This is a genomic window from Burkholderia catarinensis, assembly GCF_001883705.2.
GTDB lineage: Bacteria > Pseudomonadota > Gammaproteobacteria > Burkholderiales > Burkholderiaceae > Burkholderia > Burkholderia catarinensis.
Genome location: NZ_MDEQ02000004.1, coordinates 105,583 through 126,499 on the forward strand (window position 1 = coordinate 105,583; position 20,917 = coordinate 126,499).

A 20,917-nucleotide genomic window follows, 5' to 3' on the forward strand; every position below is an offset into this window, starting at 1 on the left:
AATGAGACTTGTATTTGGGAGAATTGGATGAAAATCGCAAAAAACACCGTCGTGTCGGTCACTTACAAGCTGTCGGATGCACAGGGCAATCTGATCGAGGAAAGCGACGAGCCGATGGTCTATCTGCACGGCGGCTATGATGGCACGTTCCCCAAGATCGAGGAACAGCTCGACGGCCAGGAGCCGGGTTATCAGGCACAGGTTCAGCTGGAGCCGCAGGACGCGTTCGGCGACTACGATCCCGAACTCGTGAAGATCGAGTCGCGCGATCGTTTTCCCGAGCCGATCGAAGTGGGCATGCAGTTCGAAGGCACGCCGGAAGACGGTGACGAGGAAGTCGATTCGCTGATCTATACGGTCACCGACGTCGCCGACGACAAGGTCGTGCTCGACGGCAATCACCCGCTGGCGGGCATGGCGCTGCGTTTCGCGCTTACCGTGAAGGACGTTCGCGAAGCGACCGAAGACGAAGTCGAGCATGAGCACGCGCATGGCGCGGAAGGGCTCGAGATCGTCGACGAGGACGAGGACGAAGACGGCGAAGCACCGTCAGGGCGCACCCTGCACTGAGCTTGCAGGCAGGCCGGGCGCCGGCCCCGACGCAGGGGGCGGCGCAGGCCATGACGGGCCGCCGGGTGCGGCTCCGTCGCCCTGCAGCGGTGGCGCGACCGACGACGAGTCGGGCAGCGCGGGCAACGCGGGGATTTCCGGCATCTGCGGCAGCGGGACATCGTCGTGCGGCACGAGCGGCAGCGCGGGCGGGACAGGCAGGTTCTTCGGCACCTCCTGCAGGCTCACGTTGAAGATCGTCTGCCGTGCCGGCGACACGCTCACCTTTACCCACTGATTCGCCGGATGGCGCGGTCCGATCGCGACGCGCGTCACGTTGCCTACCAGCTCACCGTTGTCGGTGCGTAGCGGACGATCGATCAGAAAGCCGTTCGCCAGCGGTTCGCTGCTCGCGTGCATCACCAGTATCGGGCTGCGGAACGTCGCCGCCGCCTTCACCAGCGTTCGTTTCAGCTCACGGAAGCCGTCGCGCACGCGCGGTCGGTTGAAGCGCAGCCATGCGAACCGTTCCGAGCGTTCATAGCGTTCGAATTGCGGATCGCCTTCAAAAATCACCACCATCGCGCGTGCCTCGCGTCGCTTCGCATATTCGGCCGCGTGGTCGATCCAGAAACCATTCGCGATGATGCGGTCCTCGAACTCGCCGTTGCGGCCGCCGGCCGTCAGGTAGTGGTTGTTCGGCGCCGGCGCGTTGAGCGCGACGTAGACGATGTCATCGCGCATCCAGCGTGCGTTCTCGCGATACGGCCGGAACCGTGCGACTTCGCTCTCCCGCGTGATCTGCAGCGCGCCGGGGTCGGGCAGCGCCGAATCGGCGAGCATCGTCTGCCGCAGGAAGTCGAGTCGCTCGACCGGATCGTAGCCGCCGCCGGCCGCGGTATTGCACGTTATCCAGTCGTCGTGGCCGGGAATGAACACGAGTGGCACGCGTGCCGAATCCAGGATCGCGCCGCGCTGCGAATACAGTGCATCGCGGCACGCCTCCTTCGAGCCTTTGAGATCCCCCGCATAGACCACGAAAGCGAGGTTGCGCTCGCGCGCGATCGCATCGAGCAGCCGCTGTGCGGCCGGTTCGTCCGCCGGTACGTTGATGACGCCCGATACGACCGCGAACGAGTAGGGTGCAGCGGTGCGCTTCGGCGGCGCGGCCAGCGCGTCGGCCTGCGCGAGCGCGAGCACCGCCGCGGCGAACGCGGCGGCTGCGCGGGCCGGCAGGCCGTGCAGGATGGGCTTACGCGTGCCTGTCGGCATCGTGCGACCGGACCAGCGTGCGCAGTTCGTACAGCAGGTCGAGCGCCTCGCGCGGCTTGAGATCGTCGGGATCGATGTCGCGCAGTTTTTCGAGCGCCGGATGCGGCGTGTCGGGTAGCGCCGGCGCATCCGCGCATTCGAGATCGTCGATGGCCACCGGCTGCGCGCTGAACAGGTCGAGTTGCGGCGTGTGCTGCGTCGCCGACTGCTGTTCGAGATAGGCGAGGTGCTTGCGCGCGGCGCGGATCACGGGTGCCGGAACGCCCGCGAGCTGCGCGACCTGCAGGCCGTAGCTCTGGTTTGCCGGGCCTTCGTTGACCGCGTGCAGGAACACGATGCCGTGGCCGTGCTCGACGGCCGACAGGTGGACGTTGGCCGCTTGCGGGAATTCGGCCGGCAGTTGCGTCAGCTCGAAGTAGTGCGTCGCGAACAGCGTGTAGCACGCGTTGTGCGCCAGCAGGTGGCGCGCGATGGCCCACGCGAGCGCGAGGCCGTCGAACGTCGACGTGCCGCGACCGATCTCGTCCATCAGCACGAGGCTTTGCGGCGTCGCGTCGTTGAGGATCGCCGCGGCCTCGGTCATCTCGACCATGAACGTCGAGCGGCCGCCCGCGAGATCGTCGGCCGCGCCAATGCGCGTGAAAATTCGGTCGATCGGACCGAAGCATGCCGACTTGGCCGGCACGTAGCTGCCCACGTAAGCCATCAGTGCGATCAGTGCAGTCTGCCGCATGAACGTCGACTTACCGCCCATGTTCGGGCCGGTGATCAGCAGCAGCTTGCGCTCGGTGCCGAACCGGCAGTCGTTCGCGATGAACTGTTCGACCTGCGCTTCGACGACCGGGTGGCGGCCCTGTTCGATTTCGATGCCGATCTCGTCGGTGAAGGTCGGTGCGACCCAGTCGAGCGCGCGGGCGCGTTCGGCGAAGGCGGCGAGCAGGTCGAGCTCGGCGAGCGCCGATGCGACGCGCTGGCACTCGGGGATGAACGGCAGCAGCGCCTGCAGCACCGCGTCGTACAGCGCGCGCTCGCGCGCCAGCGCGCGTTCCTGCGCGGACAGCGCCTTGTCCTCGAAGGTCTTCAGTTCGGGCGTGATGTAGCGCTCGGCGTTCTTCAGCGTCTGGCGCCGGCGGTAATCGTCGGGCACCTTGTCGGTCTGGCCGCGCGTGACCTCGATGTAGAAGCCGTGCACCTTGTTGTATTCGACGCGCAGGTTCGCGATGCCGGTACGCGTGCGCTCGCGTGCTTCGAGATCGATCAGGAACTGCCCGCAGTTCTCCGAGATGTCGCGCAGCTCGTCGAGGTCGGCGTCATAGCCGCGCGCGATCACGCCGCCGTCGCGCACCATCGCGGCCGGCTCGGGTGCAATCGCGCTCGTCAGCAGGTCGAGGCATTCGGCGGGCGGCGCGAGCGCCGCGTCGACGCGCGTGAGCGCATCCGCGTTTGCGACGATCGCGCTGATGCGCTCGCGCAGCGCCGGCAGCGCGGCGAACGTGTCGCGCAGGCTCGACAGGTCGCGCGGGCGCGCGGACAGGAGTGCGAGACGCCCGGTGATCCGTTCGACGTCGGCGATCTGGCGCAGCGCGCTGCGCAGCGCATCGAGGCTCGCGTTCGCCGGCGCATCGAGCAGCGCGCCGATCGCCTGCTGGCGCGACTGCGCGGCGACCGACGCGCGCGGCGGGTGATGCAGCCAGTGACGCAGCAGGCGGCTGCCCATCGTCGTGCAGCAGGTGTCGAGCAGCGAATATAGCGTCGGCGATTCGGTGCCGCGCAGCGTCTCGGTCAGTTCGAGGTTGCGGCGTGTGGCCGGATCGAGCCCGATGTATTCGGTCTCGTTCTCGACCTTCAGGCTGCGCACGTGCCGCAGTTGCTGGCCTTGCGTGGCCGCGGCATAGAGCAGCAGCGCGCCGGCCGCGCCACACGCGCTCGTCAGCGAATGCGCACCGAAGCCGTCGAGGCTCGCGACATCGAGCTGGTCGCACAGGCGCTGCGTGCCCGATGCAGTGTCGAAGTGCCATGCCGGCACGCGCTTGCTAGCCCCCACGCCTGCCGGCACGGCGTCGGTCGCGCCGTCCGGCGTCAGGATTTCCGCCGGCCGGATGCGCTCGAGCGCGGCAGCGAGTTGCTCGGGCTCGATTTCGGCGAGCCGCAGCGCGCCGCTTGCGAGGTTCAGCCACGCGAGGCCGATATTGACCGCGACGCCGCGCTTGTTGTGGCCCGTGCACATCGCGAGCAGGTAGACGTCGTTCTTGTCGGACAGCAGCGCGGCATCGGTCAGCGTACCGGGCGTGACGACGCGCACGACCTTGCGCTCGACGGGGCCCTTCGACGTGGCCGGATCGCCGATCTGCTCGCAGAGCGCGACCGATTCGCCCATCTTCACGAGCTTTGCAAGATACTGCTCGACCGCGTGATGCGGCACGCCGGCCATCTTGATCGGCGTGCCGGCCGATGCGCCGCGCTGGGTGAGGGTCAGGTCGAGCAGGCGTGAGGCCTTTTCCGCATCCTCGAAGAACAACTCGTAGAAGTCGCCCATCCGATAGAAGACGAGCGTGTCGGGATGATCGGCCTTGATGCGCAGGTACTGCTGCATCATCGGAGTGTGGCCGGCGAAGGCCTCGGGCGACAGCGTGGTCATAGGTCAGGCGGAAAGTTGTTGCTTGGGTTGCCCGAGTTTACCAGTGGCTTCGACGTGCAAGCGCGAAGTTCGCCGTTTGGCCAGTTGCCGGAGATCGCGACCGGCGGCGATCGACCCTGTACGCTCAGTCGATCGCGCTCGCCGGACGACATTCGACAGTCGGCTTCACTCGGCGCACGGACCTTCGCGCGCCGATCCTGTCCCGCCTATCAGGATGCGTGCGCCGACGTCAGGCTGAGTGCCAACGCCTGAGCGACTTCGATGCCGTCGATGGCTGCCGAATAGATGCCACCCGCATACCCCGCGCCTTCGCCGGCCGGATACAGGCCTTCGACGTTCATGCTTTGATAATCGTCTCTGCGTCGAACCCGGATCGGTGACGACGTGCGCGTCTCCACGCCGGTGAGCACGGCATCGTGCATCGCGAAGCCGGCGATCTTCTTGTCGATCTGCGGCAGTGCTTCGCGGATGGCTTCGATCACGTAGTCGGGGAGCGCGGTGCTGAGATCGGTCGGATTCACGCCGGGCTTGTACGACGGCTCCACGGAGCCCAGCGACGTCGACGGCCGGCCTGCGATGAAATCCCCGACCAGCTGGCCCGGCGCGCGGTAATCGCCGCCGCCGAGTTCGAACGCGCGTTCTTCCCATTTGCGCTGGAACGCGATGCCCGCCAGCGGACCGCCGGGATAGTCTTCCGGCGTGATGCCGACGACGATGCCCGCATTCGCATTGCGCTCGGCGCGGGAATACTGGCTCATCCCGTTGGTGACCACGCGGCCCGGCTCGGAGGTCGCCGCGACGACCGTGCCGCCCGGGCACATGCAGAAGCTGTAGACCGCCCGTCCGTTGCTGCAGTGGTGGACCACCTTGTAGTCGGCCGCGCCGAGTTGCTTGTGGCCCGCAAACTTGCCGAAGCGGCTGCGATCGATCAGCCCCTGCGGATGTTCGATGCGAAAACCCAGCGAAAACGGCTTGGCTTCGATATATACGCCGCGATCGTGCAGCATCTGGAAGGTGTCGCGCGCGCTGTGGCCCACGGCCAGCACCACGTGGTCGCAGCGGAGCGTTTCGCCGTTCGAGAGCTTGAGCGACCGCACCTTGCCCTGATCGATTTCGATGTCGTCAACCCGGGTTTCGAAGCGTACTTCGCCACCCAGTTCATGGATGGAGGCGCGCATTTTTTCCACCATGCTGACGAGGCGGAACGTGCCGATGTGCGGCCGGCTCAGATACAGGATGTCTTCCGGTGCGCCCGCCTTGACGAATTCGTCCAGCACCTTGCGGCCGTAGTGGTTGGGATCCTTGATCTGGCTGTACAGCTTGCCGTCGGAAAACGTCCCGGCCCCGCCTTCGCCGAACTGCACGTTGGATTCGGGGTTGAGTACGCTCTTGCGCCACAGGCCAAAGGTGTCCTTGGTGCGCTCGCGCACGGCTTTGCCACGCTCGAGGATGATCGGGCGGAATCCCATCTGCGCGAGGATAAGTCCTGCAAACAAGCCGCACGGCCCCATGCCGATGACGACCGGGCGCAGGAAAGCGGTGTGCTCCGGGGCCTTCGTGACAAAGTGGTACGCCATGTCGGGCGTCGCGCCGCAATGCGGTTTGCCGGCGACGCGCTTGAGCGCGGCCGCTTCGTCCTTGACCTCGACATCGACGATATACGTCAGCTTGATGTCGGAGCGCTTGCGTGCATCGTGCGCACGGCGGAACACGGTGTAACGGAGGAGCTCGTCCGCCGCCACGCCAAGCTCCTCGAGGCGCGCGCGAATCGCGGCTTCGAGTGCGCTTTCGGGGTGGTCGAGGGGGAGTTTAATTTCGCTTAGCCGTAACATGGGGACTCGGATGCGATTGCCACGGCGTCGTGGCGGTGTTGATACAGGCGGGGGCCGGTATGCGGGCGGCGGCGTTGTCCGCCGCGCGGGCATGCCGGACGCAAGCCATTCATTGTCATTGCGGGAAAAGCGGCACGAGCGACAGTACGCCGGCGCGCCCGAACAACTCAAGCAACTTCAGGATAGGCGCACGAAGCGGCCTTCGTGCACGGAAGATTTTCCCGCCTCCCGAGCGGTCGGGAGGCGAACGGCGCGCCATCATGACGATACCCGCGAGCGGTTTGCGCGAAAGCCGCGCCATGCGGGCGCGGCCCGGGCTTACTCCGCCGCCGGATGCATGCGGCTGTAGCGGTTCAGGATCGGGATCATCTGTGCGTAGATCTTCGGGTTCGCAGCGACGATCTCATGGCGGTGCAGGAAATCGGCGTCGCCCGTGTAGTTGCCGACGAGGCCGCCGGCTTCGGTGATCATCAGGCTGCCCGCTGCCATGTCCCACACATTGATGCCCTGTTCGAAGAACGCATCGAGGCGGCCGGCCGCGACGTTCGCGAGATCGAGTGCCGCCGCGCCCGGGCGGCGCAGGCCCGTGCAGGCCTGCGTCATTTCGGTGAAGAGGCGCGCGTACGCGTCGAGGCCGTCCTTTTCGCGGAACGGGAAGCCCGTGCCGACCAGTGCGTCCGACAGGCGGTCGCGGCGGCCGACGCGGATGCGGCGGTCGTTCAGGTACGCACCGCGGCCACGCGTGGCCGTGAACAGGTCGTTCTTGTTCGGGTCGTAGACGACGGCCTGCGTGACGACGCCCTTGTGCTCGAGCGCGATCGATACGCAGTAGTACGGGAAGCCGTGGATGAAGTTGGTCGTGCCGTCGAGCGGATCGATGATCCACTTGAATTCGGATTCATTCTCCGATTCGCCCGATTCTTCCGCGAGGATCGCGTGGTCGGGGTAGGCGGTCTTCAGCGTCTCGATGATCGCGTCTTCGGCGGCCTTGTCCACTTCGGTAACGAAGTCGTTCTGCTGCTTCTTGCGGATCTCGATCAGGTCGAGATCGAGGGACGCGCGATTGATGATCTGTCCGGCGCGGCGCGCAGCCTTGACAGCAATGTTGAGCATGGGATGCATGAGCCTGGATCCTGTAGCCGGCGGCACGGGCCGCCACGAAGTGGAACAACCGCCTGGAACGGCGCAAGCGTGCCGGGCGAGGTGAGACGCGAATTGACAAAGAGCGGGGTACGACCCGCGCCGCACGAGGCGCGACGCGTAAAGGCATGATTTTACCCGATTTTTGACGGTTTCAGGCGACCGGAGTGCGGGGAAACCCCCACTGTCCGTCCGGACGAGTGGGTTTGCCGCGGCGATGGCGATACCATACGGCCATTCTGATGAACCGAGTCGTATCGTAGTGGAAACTCCGCAGAACACCGCCGCGCCGTCCGAGCCGGGCGCGGCCTCGTCCCGGCCGCCGTCCGGCGGCTTTACGTCCACCCGCTTCGTGCTCGTCGAGCCGAGCCATCCCGGCAATGTCGGGGCGGCCGCCCGCGCGCTGAAGACGATGGGCTTCTCGCGTCTCGTGCTGGTCGCGCCGCGCGTGCCGCACGTGCAGAGCGACCCCGAGGCGATCGCGATGGCCAGCGGCGCGGACGATGTCCTCGCGTCCGCGCATGTCGTGCCGACGCTCGGTGAAGCGCTGTCCGGCGTTCACTGGTCGATCGCGCTGACTGCACGCACCCGCGAATACGGGCCGCCGCGCCTGGCGCCGCGTGCTGCCGCCACGCAGGCGTGCGCGCAGGTCGGCACGGGCGATATCGCGCTCGTGTTCGGCAACGAGCGTACAGGCCTCGCGAACGAGCATGTCGAACAGTGCAGCGCGCTTGCACATATCCCGGCGAACCCGGCCTACAGCTCGCTGAACCTCGCACAGGCCGTGCAGGTGCTCGCGTACGAGCTGCGCGTCGCGTTTCTCGAGCAGGCGAGCGAGCTGTCGCCGCAACCGGCGGCCGAGGCCGGCACGCTCGCGCAGAGCGACGAGATCGAGCGGATGTACGTGCACCTCGAGAACGCGCTGATCGCGCTCGATTTCCTCGACCCGCGCAATCCGAAGAAACTGATGCCGCGGCTGCGGCGCCTGTTCGCGCGTACGGGCCTCGAGCGCGAAGATGTCAATATCCTGCGCGGCGTCGCGAAGCACATCCTGCTGAAAACGGGCAAACCGGACGGCGACGCGTAAGCGGCCGGCGCACCGGCAACCGGGCGCTCAGGCGCAGCCTCAGCCTCAGCCTCAGCCGCCAGCCGCCAGCCGCCAGCCGCCAGCCGCCAGCCGCCGTGGCGCCGTTCGTTCCGCCTGGCCGAACATTCCGGGAACACCGCAGCAGCGAGCATTCCGCCCGAATACCCGCGCCGGCGGCGGGGTGAACGCCCGACCTCGTGCGGCGGTGCGCGACTGGCCCTACAATCGCCGGACGTCATAAGCAAATTACCCGGCGCGATAACGGCCGGTCATTGCCGGCGGTGCGCGCCGGCCTTTTCCCCGATCAGATCATGTTCACGAGACTGCGCGAAGACGTTGCAACGATTCGCGAGCGGGATCCCGCCGCTCGCAGTGCCTGGGAAGTACTGACCTGTTATCCGGGGCTGCATGCGCTCGTGCTGCACCGTTTCGCGCACGCATGCTGGCGTGCGAAGCGCTACTGGCTCGCGCGGTTCGCGTCGCAGGCCGGACGGTTCCTGACGGGTATCGAAATTCACCCCGGCGCGACGATCGGCCGGCGCGTGTTCATCGATCACGGCATGGGTGTCGTGATCGGCGAGACGGCGATCATCGGCGACGACTGCACGATCTATCAGGGCGTGACGCTGGGCGGCACGTCGCTCACGCGCGGCGCGAAGCGCCACCCGACGCTCGAGGCCGGTGTGATCGTCGGCGCGGGCGCGAAAGTGCTCGGCGGTTTCACGGTCGGCGCGGGCGCGAAGATCGGTTCGAACGCGGTCGTCGTCAAGCCGGTGCCGGCGGGCGGTACGGCGGTCGGCAATCCGGCGCGCATCGTGATGCCGGCGCAGCCGAAGCCGCAGCCCGAACGCGCAGCGTTCTGCGCATACGGGATCACGCCGAATGCCGACGATCCGATGTCGCTCGCGATTCATGGCCTGATCGATCACGCGGCGAAGGAAAGCCGCCGCGTCGACGAGATCGTCGCGGCGCTCGAGCGGCTCGGCACGCATCTTGAAACGCTGCAGGGTGCCGATGCGGCGCGCCTCGACCTGCGCAGGCTGTCGGCGGTGCTGGAAGGAAAGGCGGTCGAACGCCAGGCGTAAGGCGATATGCGCCGACGGCTGCCGGGCGGTGTGACGGCAGCGGCGGCGTCAGTCGAGCGGCATCGCGTGGATGCCTTCCGCGTCGACGCGCAGGTAGCCGCCGTGCGGCGTACCGTGGTCGAGATCCCAGTCGGGCAGCACCCAGCGTATGCCGCCCGGTTCGGCGTGGCACGCGGGGCGGTGCGTGTGGCCGTGAATGATCACGCCCGCGCGGCTTTTCCGGAACAGTGCGGCCACCCCTTCACGCGTAACGTCGTAGATCGCAGAAGCAGGGCGCATCCGGCCCGCTTCGCTGTTCGAACGCATGCGCTGTGCGAGCGCGCGGCGCCAGCGGAGCGGCCATACGAGAAACAGCCATTGCGCGACGCGGTTGCGTGCGAAGCGGCGGAACACCTGATAGCCGCGGTCGGCCGTGCATTGCGCGTCGCCGTGCGCGAGCACGATGCGCTGGCCGAATGCCATGACCAGCGAAGGGTCGGGCAGCAGCATCGCGCCGGCTGCCTTCATGAAGCGCCGGCCGAGCAGGAAGTCGCGGTTGCCGTGCATCACGTAGAGTGCGATCCCGCGCTCCGAGAACGTGTGCATCAGCGCGGCCATGCGTGCCGCGAACGGATCGTCGTCGAGTATGTCGTCGCCGATCCAGTATTCGAACAGGTCGCCGAGGATGAACACCGAGTCGGCGCTGTCGGCGGTGTATTTCACGAAATGCTCGAACGCGGCGACCGTCTTCGGAATCGCTGCGCTCAGGTGCAGATCGGAGAGAATCAGGAACGGGCGTGCGGCTTGCGCGTATTCGCGCTCGCCCGGCACGCCCGCGGAGACGCTTCGCGGCGGACTCTCCTGCAACATCGAAGTGCCTCCGTAACTGTGCGTCAGACCACGACGGCCTTCTCGATCACGACGTCGTCGGCCGGCACGTCCTGGTGGAAACCAGCGTTGCCCGTCTTGACGCCCTTGATCTTGTCGACCACGTCCTGGCCTTCGACGACCTTGCCGAACACCGCGTAGCCCCAGCCCTGCGGCGTCGGCGACGAGTGGTTCAGGAAGTCGTTGTCGTTCACGTTGATGAAGAACTGGGCGGTCGCCGAGTGCGGATCGTTCGTGCGCGCCATTGCGACCGTGTAGTTGTCGTTCTTCAGGCCGTTGTTCGCCTCGTTGTCGATCGGCGCGTCGGTCGGCTTCTGCTTCAGGCCCGGCTCGAAGCCGCCGCCCTGGATCATGAAACCGTTGATCACGCGATGGAACACGGTGCCGTCGTAGTGGCCCTTCTTCACGTAGTTCAGGAAGTTCTCGACCGACTTCGGTGCCTTTTCGGCGTCAAGTTCGAGCTTGATCACGCCGTGGTTCGTATGCAGTTCAACCATGATGAATTCCTTCGGTGAGGCGGTTTAAATGGCACGCGGCCGGTCGTGCGACGCAGCCGCGTGAGGCGCCGGACGTGCCGGCAGGTTCTTACTTCGAGACGATGCTGGCCGATTCGATCACGATCGGTTGCGCGGGCACGTCCTGCATCGGGCCGCGCGAGGTCGTCGCCACGCCTTCGATCTTCTTCACGACGTCGAGACCCGACACGACCTTGCCGAACACCGCGTAGCCGTTGCCGTCCGGGTTCGGGTAGTCGAGACCGTTATTGTCGACCGTGTTGATGAAGAACTGCGCGGTGGCCGAGTTCGGATCGCTCGTGCGCGCCATCGCGATCGTGCCCGTCAGGTTCTTCAGACCATTGCGGCTCTCCAGCGGGATCGGCGCGCGAGTCGGCTTCTCTTCGAAGTTGGCCTTGTAGCCGCCGCCCTGGATCATGAAGCCCTTGATCACGCGATGGAAGATCGTGCCGTTGTACTGGCCGGCCTTCACGTAATCGAGGAAGTTGGCGACGGACTTCGGCGCCTTCTCCGGATAGAGCTCGACGCGGATGTCGCCCTGGGAGGTCTTCAGCTGCACGACGGGGTGCGCGGTAGCCGATTGCGCGAACGCGGGCGCAGTCGCGAGAAGGGCGGCGCCGCCAAGCGCCAGCAACAGACGTTTCATTGCGATCCTCAGGTTGGGAAGGAAAGGGGGCCGCGCCGCTTATCGCGACGGCGCGACGTACGGCGCCGCCAGTGCGCCCGACGGACCGTTGAACTGGAACGTCGGCGACATCGGCAGCGTGGTGGTGCTCACGTTCGCGGCTGCGCGGTCGGTGTAGTCGCGCGTGGCCGGCGTGACCGCGCGGGCGTTCGGCGCGGCCTTCGGCGGCGACACGATCTTCTGCAGGTCGGCGAGGCGCTGCGCGGTCGCGCCGCTCGTGCGGCCGAGCGATTGCGCACGCTTGTACGACTCGGCGGCGAGGCGCAGGTAGAGATCGCCGAGGTTCTCGTACGCGAGCGAGTAGCTCGGGTTCGATTGCGTCGCCGTGACGAGCGCGGTGCGCGCTTCGTCGTAGCGGCCGTGCTTCGCGTAGAGCGCCGCGAGGTTGTTGTACGGCTCGGGCAGTTCGGGGTACGCCTGCGTGATCGCGACGAATTGCTGGATCGCGTCGTCGTCGCGGTTCAGGCGGGCCAGCACGGTGCCGCGCTTGAACTGCGCCTGCACGTCGTGCGGGTTCGACGCGATGCGCGCGTCGAGCTGCGCGAGCGCCTGCTTCCACTGCTTGCCGGCGATGGACGCGTCGACTTCGGGGGTGCCGTCGGCGGTGGCCGGGGCCTTCTGCGCGAGCGCCGCGGGAGCCGCGAAAAGCGTCAGCGCGACGCCCATGACGGTGGTCGCAACGAGGGTCGCAGCGCTCTGCGCGCGGCCGCGATGAGGTTTCATAGGCGTAAATCGGAATGTTATACTCCGACCCATTCTAACAAAACGTCTGCGCGTTCCGGCGAGCGTCAGACAGTCTTTCTTTGCCTCTCGTGGCCGTCACCGCTGTGCTTGCAGCCTGACCGCCCCATGTGATATCGAGGACGCTCGGCCTGGCGCCGCAGCAGATGGTCCGTCCGTTTCGCATGCTGGGCTGGCTTCGCCAGGGCGGTTTCCTTCGGCTCACGGTTCATCTCTATGGAATCACTGCGCATCTACAACACGCTCGCGCGTGACAAGCAAGTTTTCGTGCCGCGCCATTCCGGCGAAGTGCGGATGTACGTATGCGGGATCACCGTCTACGACTATTGTCACGTGGGCCACGCGCGCATGCTGGTCGTGTTCGACCTCGTCCAGCGCTGGTTGCGTGCGATCGGCTACCGGGTCACGTATGTGCGCAACATCACCGACATCGACGACAAGATCATCCGCCGCGCGGTCGAGAACGGCGAGACGATCAAGTCGCTGACCGACCGGTTCATCGGCGCGATGCACGAGGATGAAAGCGCGCTCGGCATCCAGCGGCCCGACCTCGAGCCGCGCGCGACGCAATTCATTCCGCAGATGCTCGGCATGATCGAGACGCTCGAGACGAACGGCTACGCGTACCAGGCGACCGACGGCGACGTCAATTACTCGGTGCGCAAGTTCGCGAACTACGGGAAGCTGTCGGGCAAGTCGCTCGACGATCTCCGCGCGGGCGAGCGCGTCGCCGCGAACGACGCGAAGGAAGATCCGCTCGATTTCGTGTTGTGGAAACGCGCCAAGCCGGAAGATCCGGAAGGCGCGTCGTGGGCGTCGAAGTACGGGATGGGCCGCCCGGGCTGGCACATCGAGTGCTCGGCGATGGGCTGCACGCTGCTCGGCGATCATTTCGACATTCACGGCGGCGGGCAGGATCTGCAATTCCCGCACCACGAGAACGAGATCGCGCAGAGCGAAGGCGCGACCGGCCAGACGTTCGTCAACTACTGGATGCACAACGGCTTCGTGCAGGTCGACAACGAGAAGATGTCGAAATCGCTCGGCAACTTCTTCACGATCCGCGAAGTGCTCGAGCGGTACGACGCGGAAGTCATGCGCTTCTTCATCGTGCGCACGCACTACCGTTCGCCGCTCCACTACAGCGACGTGCATCTCGACGATGCGCGCGCGTCGCTCACGCGTCTGTATACGGCGCTGAAGGATGTCGAGGTCGACACGCTCGCGCTCGACTGGAACGAGCCGCACGCGCAGCGATTCGCGGCCGCGATGAGCGACGACTTCAATACGCCGGTCGCGGTGGCGACGCTGTTCGAGCTGGCGGGCGAGGTGAATCGCACGCGCGACGCGTCGCTCGCGCGGCAACTGAAGCAACTGGCGGGCCTGCTTGGCCTGCTGGGCCGCGAACCGCGCACGTTCCTGCAGCAGGCGTCCGGCGCCGCGCAGGCGGGCGGGCTCGCTGCCGACGAGATCGAAGCGAAGATCGCCGCGCGTGTCGCGGCGAAGCAAGCGAAGGACTATGCCGAAGCGGACCGGATCCGGGCGGAACTGCTCGAGACCGGCATCGCACTTGAAGACAAACCGGGCGGATCGACCGAATGGCGTCGCGTATGAGCGCGGTGCGTTCCACTGACCGATCCGTCAGGTAGGAGGCAAGATGGCAACGGCTAGAAAAGCGCCGGTCAGGCGCGCGACCCTGGTCGCCGCGCGTCCGGCAGCGAAGCGCGTGCCGGCGGCGAAGGCGGACGCGACGCGCGCCGTGCCGAACGGCGCGCTCAACGGTCATGCGCAGCCGGCGGCCGCGCTGCCGGCCGCCGACGCGGCCCGCAAGACGCATGTGTCCGAAGCGGACGGCGAGGAGGTCGTCGTGCGTCCCGCATACTGGGACAAGGCGTGTGCGGACCTCGTCAAGCGCGACCGGATCCTGAAGAAACTGATTCCGAAGTTCGGTCCCGCGCATCTGGTGAAGCGCGGCGACCCGTTCGTCACGCTCGCGCGTTCGGTCGTCGGTCAGCAGATTTCGGTGCCGTCCGCGCAGTCGCTGTGGGCGCGTATCGAGGACGCCTGTCCGAAACTCGCGCCGCAGCCGGTGATCCGGCTCGGTGCGGACAAGCTGATCGCGTGCGGGCTGTCGAAGCGCAAGACGGAATACATCCTCGATCTCGCGCAGCATTTCGTGTCGGGCGCGCTGCACGTCGACAAATGGACGTCGATGGACGACGAGGACGTGATCGCGGAACTCACGCAGATCCGCGGCATCAGCCGCTGGACGGCCGAGATGTTCCTGATCTTCAACCTGTCGCGGCCGGACGTGCTGCCGCTCGACGACCCGGGCCTGATCCGCGCGATCAGCGTCAATTACTTCAGCGGGGAACCCGTCACGCGCAGCGAAGCGCGCGAAGTCGCGGCCAACTGGGAACCGTGGCGCACCGTCGCGACCTGGTACATGTGGCGCAGCCTCGATGCGCCCGACGCCGACGCCTGAGTGGCGACTATCGGGTTTTAAATATCAATAGTTGAGAGCCGGTTTTGAGCGTCGCCGGCGCGGGTAGAATACGCGCTGCCGCAAGACCCAAGGATTCGAACACATGAAGACCACGTTTCTGGATTTCGAACAGCCGATTGCCGAACTTGAAGCCAAGATCGAAGAGCTGCGATTCGTGCAGGACGACTCGGCTGTCGATATTTCGGAAGAAATCGAGCGGCTGTCGAAGAAAAGCCAGCAACTGACGAAAGACCTCTACGCGAACCTGTCGCCGTGGCAGGTTTCGCAGATCGCGCGGCATCCGCAGCGCCCGTATACGCTCGATTACGTTGCGGAACTGTTTACCGATTTTCACGAGCTGCACGGCGACCGCGCATTCGCTGACGATCTGTCGATCGTTGGCGGTCTCGCGCGCTTCGGCGGCCATCCGTGCATGGTGATCGGCCATCAGAAGGGCCGCGACACGAAGGAGCGCGCGGCGCGCAACTTCGGGATGCCGCGTCCGGAAGGCTATCGCAAGGCCGAACGCCTGATGCGTCTCGCCGAGAAGTTCGGGCTGCCGATCTTCACGTTCGTCGACACGCCGGGCGCGTACCCGGGCATCGGCGCGGAAGAGCGCGGCCAGTCGGAGGCGATCGGCCGCAACCTGTACGTGATGGCCGAGCTGAAGACGCCGATCATCACGACGGTGATCGGCGAGGGCGGTTCGGGCGGCGCGCTCGCGATCGCCGTGGCCGACACCGTGATGATGCTGCAGTTCTCGACCTACTCGGTGATCTCGCCGGAAGGCTGCGCGTCGATCCTGTGGAAGAGCGCCGCGAAGGCGCCTGAAGCGGCGGAAGCGCTGGGCCTGACCGCGCATCGCCTGAAGGCGCTCGGCCTGATCGACAAGATCATCAACGAGCCGCTCGGCGGCGCGCATCGCGATCCGAAGGGCATGGCTGCGTTGCTGCGCCGCGCGCTTGCCGATTCGCTGCGCCAGTTCCAGGGCATGAGCATCGACGCGGTGCGCGAGCGCCGCTTGGAGCGCCTGCTGGCCTACGGCAAGTTCAAGGAAACCACGCCGGGCGCATGACCGGCCGCATGCTCAATTCGCGCGCCGCTGCGCGCGCGTCCATCTCGTGATCCCGCCGACTGAATTTTCCGCCGACCGCGTCGTACTCGACGCGGTCGGCGTTGCGCTTTCCGGCATGCCGTCCGATGCGCGCATCGCGATCGCTTACAGCGGTGGCCTCGATTCGACGGTGCTGCTCGACGCGGCCGTGCGCGTCGCGGGCGCGTCACGCTGTGTCGCGCTGCACGTGCATCACGGCCTGAGTGCGAACGCCGACGCGTGGGTCGCGCATGCCGAAGCGAGTGCAGCCGCGCTCGGCGTCGAATTCGAATCGATGCGTGTCGACGTGCCGCGCGACAGCGGCCTCGGTATCGAGGCAACTGCGCGCGAGCGTCGCTACGCGGCGCTCGACGCGATGTGCGAACGCCACGGCGCGGCTGCGCTGTGGCTCGCGCAGCATGCGGACGACCAGGCCGAGACCGTGCTGCTGCAGTTGTTGCGCGGCGCCGGGATCGCGGGACTGGCCGCGATGGCGCCGCGCTACCGTCCCGAGGGCGTGAGCGTCGAGCGTGTGCGTCCGTTGCTGCGACTGTTGCGCGCGCAACTTGAGCGCTATGCGACGCAGCACGCGCTCGCATGGATCGACGACGAATCGAACGTCGACACGCGCTATGCGCGCAATGCGCTGCGCATCGACGTGCTGCCGGCGCTGGCCGTGCATTTCCCGGGCTTTCGCGACGCGCTCGGCCGCGCGGCCCAGCATGCGGCCGCTGCGCAGCGGCTGCTCGACGATCTGGCCGAACTGGACTTCGCAGTCGCCGCGCGCGATGACGGACATGCGCTGTCGCGCGAGTCGCTGGTCGCGTTCGACGACACGCGCGGCGCGAACCTGCTGCGTTTCTGGATGCGCCGGCTCGGCTTGCCGGGCGCGTCGGCCGCCCGGCTCGCCAACATGATGCGGCAGTTGCGTGCCGCGCACGACGCGCATGCGCTGCGTGTCGATCATGCGGGGCAGTGCCTGCGGCTCTATCGCGACGTCATCTACTGGGAAGCAGGCGACAGCAGCGAACCGGCCGACGACGGTACGGGGACGCCGCACCCGGAATCGACGCTCGGGTGGGACGGGCAGGACGTCTGGCACCTGCCGGGATGGCGCGGCACGTTCGTGTTTGCGCTGGCCGACGCGGGAAGCGCCGGCGCGGTGCCGGAGGCGCTGCTGCGCGGTGCACGGCTCGCGGCGCGCGCCCGCGCGGGTGGCGAGCGGATGCGCACGTCGCCGGGCGGCCCGGGCCGCACGCTGAAGAATCTGTTCCAGGAGCGCGGTGTGCCGGCATGGCAGCGTGACGTGCCGCTGCTGTTCGTGGGCGACCGGCTGATCTACGTGCCGCGCCTTGGCGTGAACCGCGACGGCGGCTTGTCCGGCGATGGCGCGTGGCGCCGGATCGAGTGGCGTCCCGACCTGCTGATCGCGTAACGGCGGGCAGGCTTCCGGCGGCGCGATGGCGCGCCCATTTTCACCATTTGGTAAACAGCGCCGGAACGGTTGTAGGGACGGCGGGCGGCTTGTCAAGCGGGCTTCTATCGGGTACGCTCAGTCGTTTGCTCGGCTCGATTTTTGAGCGATTTGTGCAGGTTTTCCGCGTGACGTACCCGGTTTGCGCGGCCTGATCGGCCTTCCGGGCAAAATCCGTCACGCTTGCGCGTTGCGTCCCAGCCGTCCCCCTCGTCGTCCGTCCACAGCCACAAGCCGCGTGACCGAACGGCTACACGGCCTGCCCAGCGCGCCCGTGCGGTTTCTCCTCCAGTTCAGAACGACAATGGCACTCATCGTACACAAATACGGCGGCACTTCGATGGGCTCGGTCGAGCGCATCAAGAACGTCGCGAAACGCGTCGCAAAATGGCATCAGGCCGGGCACCAGATGGTGGTCGTGCCTTCGGCGATGTCCGGCGAAACCAACCGTCTGCTCGGTCTTGCGAAAGAGATTTCGAGCCAGCCGAGCCCGCGTGAGCTCGATATGATCGCGTCGACCGGCGAGCAGGTCAGCGTCGGCCTGCTGTCGATCGCGCTGCAGGAAATCGGCGTCGAGGCCGTGAGCTATGCGGGCTGGCAAGTGCCGATCAAGACCGACAGCGCGTTCACGAAAGCGCGCATTCACTCGATCGACGACGAGCGCGTGAAGGCCGATCTGAACGCAGGCAAGGTCGTGATCATCACGGGCTTCCAGGGCGTCGATCCGGATGGTCACATCACGACGCTGGGCCGTGGCGGCTCGGACACGTCGGCGGTGGCGGTCGCGGCTGCGCTGGGTGCCGAAGAGTGCCTGATTTATACGGACGTCGACGGCGTCTATACGACCGATCCGCGTGTCGTCGAAGAGGCGCGACGCCTTGATCGCGTGACGTTCGAGGAGATGCTGGAAATGGCCAGCCTCGGCTCGAAGGTCCTGCAGATCCGCTCGGTCGAGTTCGCCGGCAAATTCCAGGTGAAGACGCGCGTGCTGTCGAGCCTGACCGATCCGCTGATTGCGCTCGACGAAGAAATGCGCTCGGGCACCCTGATTACTTTTGAAGAAGACGAGACCATGGAAAAGGCAGTCATTTCCGGCATCGCGTTCCAGCGCGACGAAGCACGCATTGCTGTGATGGGCGTGCCCGACAAGCCGGGCATCGCGTATCAGATCCTCGGCCCGGTTGCCGACGCGAACGTCGACGTCGACATGATCATCCAGAACCAGAGCGTCCAGGGCAAGACCGACTTCACGTTCACGGTCGGTCGCGGCGACTACCAGAAGGCGATGGACATCCTCACCAACCAGGTGAAGGGCCATGTGAATGCCGAGCAGGTGCAGGGCGACCCGAAGGTGTCGAAGGTGTCGGTCGTCGGCGTCGGCATGCGTTCGCACGTGGGCGTCGCGAGCAAGATGTTCCGCACGCTGTCGGAAGAGGGCATCAACATCCAGATGATCTCGACGTCCGAAATCAAGATTTCGGTGCTGATCGACGAGAAATACATGGAGCTGGCCGTCCGCGCGCTGCACAAGGCATTCGAACTCGACCAGGCATCGTGAATTTTTCGTGATGCATTGAAGAAAATGCATCGCGGAAATTGACCAACGGCTCCAAACCCTATATGATCTTGTTCTCGTCGCACTGCCTCCCTGGTGCGAGCGAAGGTTTGGGAGACGTGGCCGAGAGGTCGAAGGCACTCCCCTGCTAAGGGAGCATCTGGGCCAAAACCTGGATCGAGGGTTCGAATCCCTCCGTCTCCGCCAAAAGCGGTGACAAAGCCCCGCAAGTTCTCGGACTTGCGGGGCTTTTTCTTTTTCCGGTCCGTGCGTGCCAAATACGCGATGCTGCCTGATCTCATCCGCGGACGGACCGGGTCGGGGCAGCGAATCCAGGCAATGAGTGCTCGACTTGAGCGACGATAGTGCGCTACATATCGCGTATCGTTTGGCTCGACTCAAGGTGATGCTCTTGGCAAGCCCGGATTCCGTTCTGACTGTCCTCTCTCATCGACCTGTCGACGGACTTGTCGATAACCATGCGCATTACGCGCGGCTGCACGGTTACCGGCATGCGGCGGTCGACGGCATGCACGTGTATGGCGAGCGCCAGCAGGTCCTGCACAAGTACCACGCGATCATCGCGCAGCTCGTCGCGATGGAGCCGGGTGCGTTGCTGCTGGTGCTCGATCCGTTCTCCGTCGTGTTCGACCCGCACGCGCTGCAGGATGTCGCACGCGGTTACGATGCGATCGTCACAACGCAGACGTCGAAGTCGGCGCTGCCCGCCGCAAGCGGCATGATCTTCCGCAACGTGCCCGACGTGCGCGAGCGGTTGCGCAAGCTGGCGGTCGAACTGGGCAAATGGGCGATGCACCTTCCGGAGCGGCGACACGCGTGCGAGGCGACGCTGCTGGCGGAGTACTTTTCGCCGCTGCCGTTCGACGCGCCGCTCGCGAACGGCTATTTCGCGTCGGCCCAGACGGTCTGGAGCGACGGGGTCGCGATCGATTCGATCGCAGGCGCCCGGCCGCTCGTGGCGCACCAGGCGCCCGAGTGGCGGCAGGTGGACGGCGTCTGGGCGCCGGCTGCCGACTACGATTTCCGCTATGTGCTGGCGCTGGTCGACGATGCGGAGCGGTTCCAGCGCGGCGATCTCCCGCACGCAATGAACGACTGGCGAGCCGCGCAGCAGCGAACGCGCGACGCGGAGCGGCATGTGAATCCGCAAGCGCGTATTGCGTTCGTGAGCCTGCATACGTCGCATATCGCGGGCTATGGCGATCTGCACGAGGAGAACTTCGTTCGCTACTGCACGCGGCATGGCTATGCGTACCACACGTATCGCGAACCGCCCGCATTTCTGCCGGACGGCATCGATGCGAACTGGGCAAAGCTCCATCTGATTCGCGAACATCTGCCGCATCACGCATTCGTGTTCTGGGTCGATGCGGACATCCTGGCGATCGATCAGAGTCAGCCTGTCGACAGCACGATCGACGGCCGCGACTTCGTGATCGGTACCGATCACACGGCGTGGGCGATCAACTCGTGCATGATCGGCGTGCGCAACGTGGCGCCGATGCGCGAACTGGTCGAGCGCATCTGCGCGCGCATCGAGAGTTTCGGCGATCGTTCGTCGGTCTACGCGAGCGGCGGCGACCAGCAGGCGATCTATGTGGAACTGCTCCAGTCCGGCATGATCGATGCGCGCCATATCGTCGATGCGATGACGCTCGCGTCGTCGCCGGTCTATGCCACGCGCGACAGCCGCTTTGTCCATTTTCCCGCGCAACACAACCACTACCGCGCGGTGACGATGCGCATATGGGACCGTCTGAGTCACCTGCGTTAGCGGCACGGACGTGAAACGTGCCGTACCCGCCGCGAAGCCGAACGGCGGGGCGGCCATTCGCTCCGGCCACATCAAAGCCGCATCGATTGAAATAAAAATGAAAG

17 protein-coding genes and 1 tRNA gene are annotated in these 20,917 nt (G+C 66.1%); 10 read left to right on the forward strand and 8 right to left on the reverse strand.

Annotation, left to right across the window (positions count from 1 at the left end):
- The first annotated feature begins 27 nt into the window (after positions 1 to 27).
- The gene (locus tag BFF94_RS07685; protein ID WP_128845260.1) at positions 28 to 570 is read left to right on the forward strand and encodes an FKBP-type peptidyl-prolyl cis-trans isomerase; all 543 of its coding nucleotides are present in this window, start codon (positions 28 to 30) and stop codon (positions 568 to 570) included.
- On the opposite strand, the gene BFF94_RS07690 is transcribed toward BFF94_RS07685, so the two are convergent.
- From BFF94_RS07690 to BFF94_RS07705, 4 genes are all read right to left on the reverse strand, one after another.
- Positions 550 to 1,821 (reverse strand): hypothetical protein, encoded by a 1,272-nt coding sequence (locus tag BFF94_RS07690; RefSeq protein WP_128845258.1) that lies wholly within the window; start codon positions 1,819 to 1,821, stop codon positions 550 to 552. The genes BFF94_RS07685 and BFF94_RS07690 overlap by 21 nt on opposite strands.
- Complete coding sequence (gene mutS, locus BFF94_RS07695; RefSeq protein ID WP_219139183.1) at positions 1,802 to 4,459, reverse strand: DNA mismatch repair protein MutS; 2,658 nt, start codon at positions 4,457 to 4,459, stop codon at positions 1,802 to 1,804. The genes BFF94_RS07690 and mutS overlap by 20 nt, the downstream gene beginning before the upstream one ends.
- A gap of 209 nt (positions 4,460 to 4,668) precedes the next feature.
- Positions 4,669 to 6,291 carry an NAD(P)/FAD-dependent oxidoreductase gene (locus BFF94_RS07700; RefSeq protein ID WP_128845256.1) on the reverse strand — a complete coding sequence of 541 codons (1,623 nt, stop codon included), beginning with the start codon at positions 6,289 to 6,291 and terminating at the stop codon, positions 4,669 to 4,671.
- Positions 6,292 to 6,609: 318 nt separating this feature from the next.
- Positions 6,610 to 7,413, reverse strand: a complete 804-nt coding sequence (locus BFF94_RS07705; RefSeq protein ID WP_128845254.1) for an inositol monophosphatase family protein — start codon at positions 7,411 to 7,413, stop codon at positions 6,610 to 6,612.
- A 280-nt stretch (positions 7,414 to 7,693) separates the two neighbouring features.
- Here BFF94_RS07705 and BFF94_RS07710 point away from each other — a divergent pair, with 280 nt between their 5' ends.
- Both BFF94_RS07710 and cysE read left to right on the forward strand, forming a co-directional pair.
- Positions 7,694 to 8,518, forward strand: a complete 825-nt coding sequence (locus BFF94_RS07710) for an RNA methyltransferase (RefSeq protein WP_128845252.1) — start codon at positions 7,694 to 7,696, stop codon at positions 8,516 to 8,518.
- A gap of 311 nt (positions 8,519 to 8,829) precedes the next feature.
- Positions 8,830 to 9,603 (forward strand): serine O-acetyltransferase, encoded by a 774-nt coding sequence (cysE, locus tag BFF94_RS07715; RefSeq protein ID WP_048248916.1) that lies wholly within the window; start codon positions 8,830 to 8,832, stop codon positions 9,601 to 9,603.
- Between the two features lie 48 nt (positions 9,604 to 9,651).
- Here the strand turns inward: cysE and BFF94_RS07720 are convergent, their stop codons facing one another.
- The 4 genes from BFF94_RS07720 to BFF94_RS07735 form a co-directional block, all read right to left on the reverse strand.
- Positions 9,652 to 10,452 (reverse strand): UDP-2,3-diacylglucosamine diphosphatase, encoded by an 801-nt coding sequence (locus BFF94_RS07720; protein WP_128845250.1) that lies wholly within the window; start codon positions 10,450 to 10,452, stop codon positions 9,652 to 9,654.
- 23 nt (positions 10,453 to 10,475) lie between these two features.
- Positions 10,476 to 10,967, reverse strand: a complete 492-nt coding sequence (locus BFF94_RS07725) for a peptidylprolyl isomerase (protein ID WP_128845247.1) — start codon at positions 10,965 to 10,967, stop codon at positions 10,476 to 10,478.
- 88 nt (positions 10,968 to 11,055) lie between these two features.
- A complete protein-coding gene (locus BFF94_RS07730) occupies positions 11,056 to 11,631 on the reverse strand; it encodes a peptidylprolyl isomerase (protein WP_128845245.1) in 576 nt (191 codons plus the stop codon).
- Between the two features lie 39 nt (positions 11,632 to 11,670).
- Positions 11,671 to 12,393, reverse strand: coding sequence for a tetratricopeptide repeat protein (locus tag BFF94_RS07735; protein ID WP_219139184.1), 723 nt, complete (start codon positions 12,391 to 12,393; stop codon positions 11,671 to 11,673).
- A 234-nt stretch (positions 12,394 to 12,627) separates the two neighbouring features.
- Between BFF94_RS07735 and cysS the strand changes: the two genes are divergently transcribed.
- The 7 genes from cysS (at position 12,628) to BFF94_RS07770 (ending at position 20,813) form a co-directional block, all read left to right on the forward strand.
- Complete coding sequence (gene cysS, locus BFF94_RS07740; protein ID WP_128845240.1) at positions 12,628 to 14,025, forward strand: cysteine--tRNA ligase; 1,398 nt, start codon at positions 12,628 to 12,630, stop codon at positions 14,023 to 14,025.
- 43 nt (positions 14,026 to 14,068) lie between these two features.
- Complete coding sequence (locus tag BFF94_RS07745) at positions 14,069 to 14,896, forward strand: DNA-3-methyladenine glycosylase family protein (RefSeq protein WP_219139185.1); 828 nt, start codon at positions 14,069 to 14,071, stop codon at positions 14,894 to 14,896.
- 103 nt (positions 14,897 to 14,999) lie between these two features.
- Positions 15,000 to 15,971 carry an acetyl-CoA carboxylase carboxyltransferase subunit alpha gene (locus BFF94_RS07750; protein WP_128845238.1) on the forward strand — a complete coding sequence of 324 codons (972 nt, stop codon included), beginning with the start codon at positions 15,000 to 15,002 and terminating at the stop codon, positions 15,969 to 15,971.
- 46 nt (positions 15,972 to 16,017) lie between these two features.
- Complete coding sequence (gene tilS / locus BFF94_RS07755; protein WP_219139186.1) at positions 16,018 to 17,424, forward strand: tRNA lysidine(34) synthetase TilS; 1,407 nt, start codon at positions 16,018 to 16,020, stop codon at positions 17,422 to 17,424.
- A gap of 343 nt (positions 17,425 to 17,767) precedes the next feature.
- Positions 17,768 to 19,021 carry an aspartate kinase gene (locus BFF94_RS07760; RefSeq protein ID WP_011352511.1) on the forward strand — a complete coding sequence of 418 codons (1,254 nt, stop codon included), beginning with the start codon at positions 17,768 to 17,770 and terminating at the stop codon, positions 19,019 to 19,021.
- 110 nt (positions 19,022 to 19,131) lie between these two features.
- Positions 19,132 to 19,225: transfer RNA gene (locus tag BFF94_RS07765), tRNA-Ser, on the forward strand.
- Positions 19,226 to 19,424: 199 nt separating this feature from the next.
- Positions 19,425 to 20,813 (forward strand): glycosyltransferase family protein, encoded by a 1,389-nt coding sequence (locus BFF94_RS07770; protein WP_128842278.1) that lies wholly within the window; start codon positions 19,425 to 19,427, stop codon positions 20,811 to 20,813.
- Positions 20,814 to 20,917 lie beyond the last annotated feature (104 nt).

Excerpts from the sequence above, each read along its gene's own strand:
- BFF94_RS07770 (WP_128842278.1), top strand. The coding sequence starts at position 19,425 with ATGCTCTTGGCAAGCCCGGATTCCGTTCTGACTGTCCTCTCTCATCGA.
- BFF94_RS07760 (WP_011352511.1), top strand. The coding sequence starts at position 17,768 with ATGGCACTCATCGTACACAAATACGGCGGCACTTCGATGGGCTCGGTC.
- BFF94_RS07745 (WP_219139185.1), top strand. The coding sequence starts at position 14,069 with ATGGCAACGGCTAGAAAAGCGCCGGTCAGGCGCGCGACCCTGGTCGCC.
- BFF94_RS07685 (WP_128845260.1), top strand. The coding sequence starts at position 28 with ATGAAAATCGCAAAAAACACCGTCGTGTCGGTCACTTACAAGCTGTCG.
- BFF94_RS07735 (WP_219139184.1), bottom strand. The coding sequence starts at position 12,393 with ATGAAACCTCATCGCGGCCGCGCGCAGAGCGCTGCGACCCTCGTTGCG.
- BFF94_RS07700 (WP_128845256.1), bottom strand. The coding sequence starts at position 6,291 with ATGTTACGGCTAAGCGAAATTAAACTCCCCCTCGACCACCCCGAAAGC.
- mutS (WP_219139183.1), bottom strand. The coding sequence starts at position 4,459 with ATGACCACGCTGTCGCCCGAGGCCTTCGCCGGCCACACTCCGATGATG.
- BFF94_RS07720 (WP_128845250.1), bottom strand. The coding sequence starts at position 10,452 with ATGTTGCAGGAGAGTCCGCCGCGAAGCGTCTCCGCGGGCGTGCCGGGC.
- cysS (WP_128845240.1), top strand. The coding sequence starts at position 12,628 with ATGGAATCACTGCGCATCTACAACACGCTCGCGCGTGACAAGCAAGTT.
- BFF94_RS07690 (WP_128845258.1), bottom strand. The coding sequence starts at position 1,821 with ATGCCGACAGGCACGCGTAAGCCCATCCTGCACGGCCTGCCGGCCCGC.
- BFF94_RS07730 (WP_128845245.1), bottom strand. The coding sequence starts at position 11,631 with ATGAAACGTCTGTTGCTGGCGCTTGGCGGCGCCGCCCTTCTCGCGACT.
- cysE (WP_048248916.1), top strand. The coding sequence starts at position 8,830 with ATGTTCACGAGACTGCGCGAAGACGTTGCAACGATTCGCGAGCGGGAT.
- BFF94_RS07750 (WP_128845238.1), top strand. The coding sequence starts at position 15,000 with ATGAAGACCACGTTTCTGGATTTCGAACAGCCGATTGCCGAACTTGAA.
- BFF94_RS07705 (WP_128845254.1), bottom strand. The coding sequence starts at position 7,413 with ATGCATCCCATGCTCAACATTGCTGTCAAGGCTGCGCGCCGCGCCGGA.
- BFF94_RS07725 (WP_128845247.1), bottom strand. The coding sequence starts at position 10,967 with ATGGTTGAACTGCATACGAACCACGGCGTGATCAAGCTCGAACTTGAC.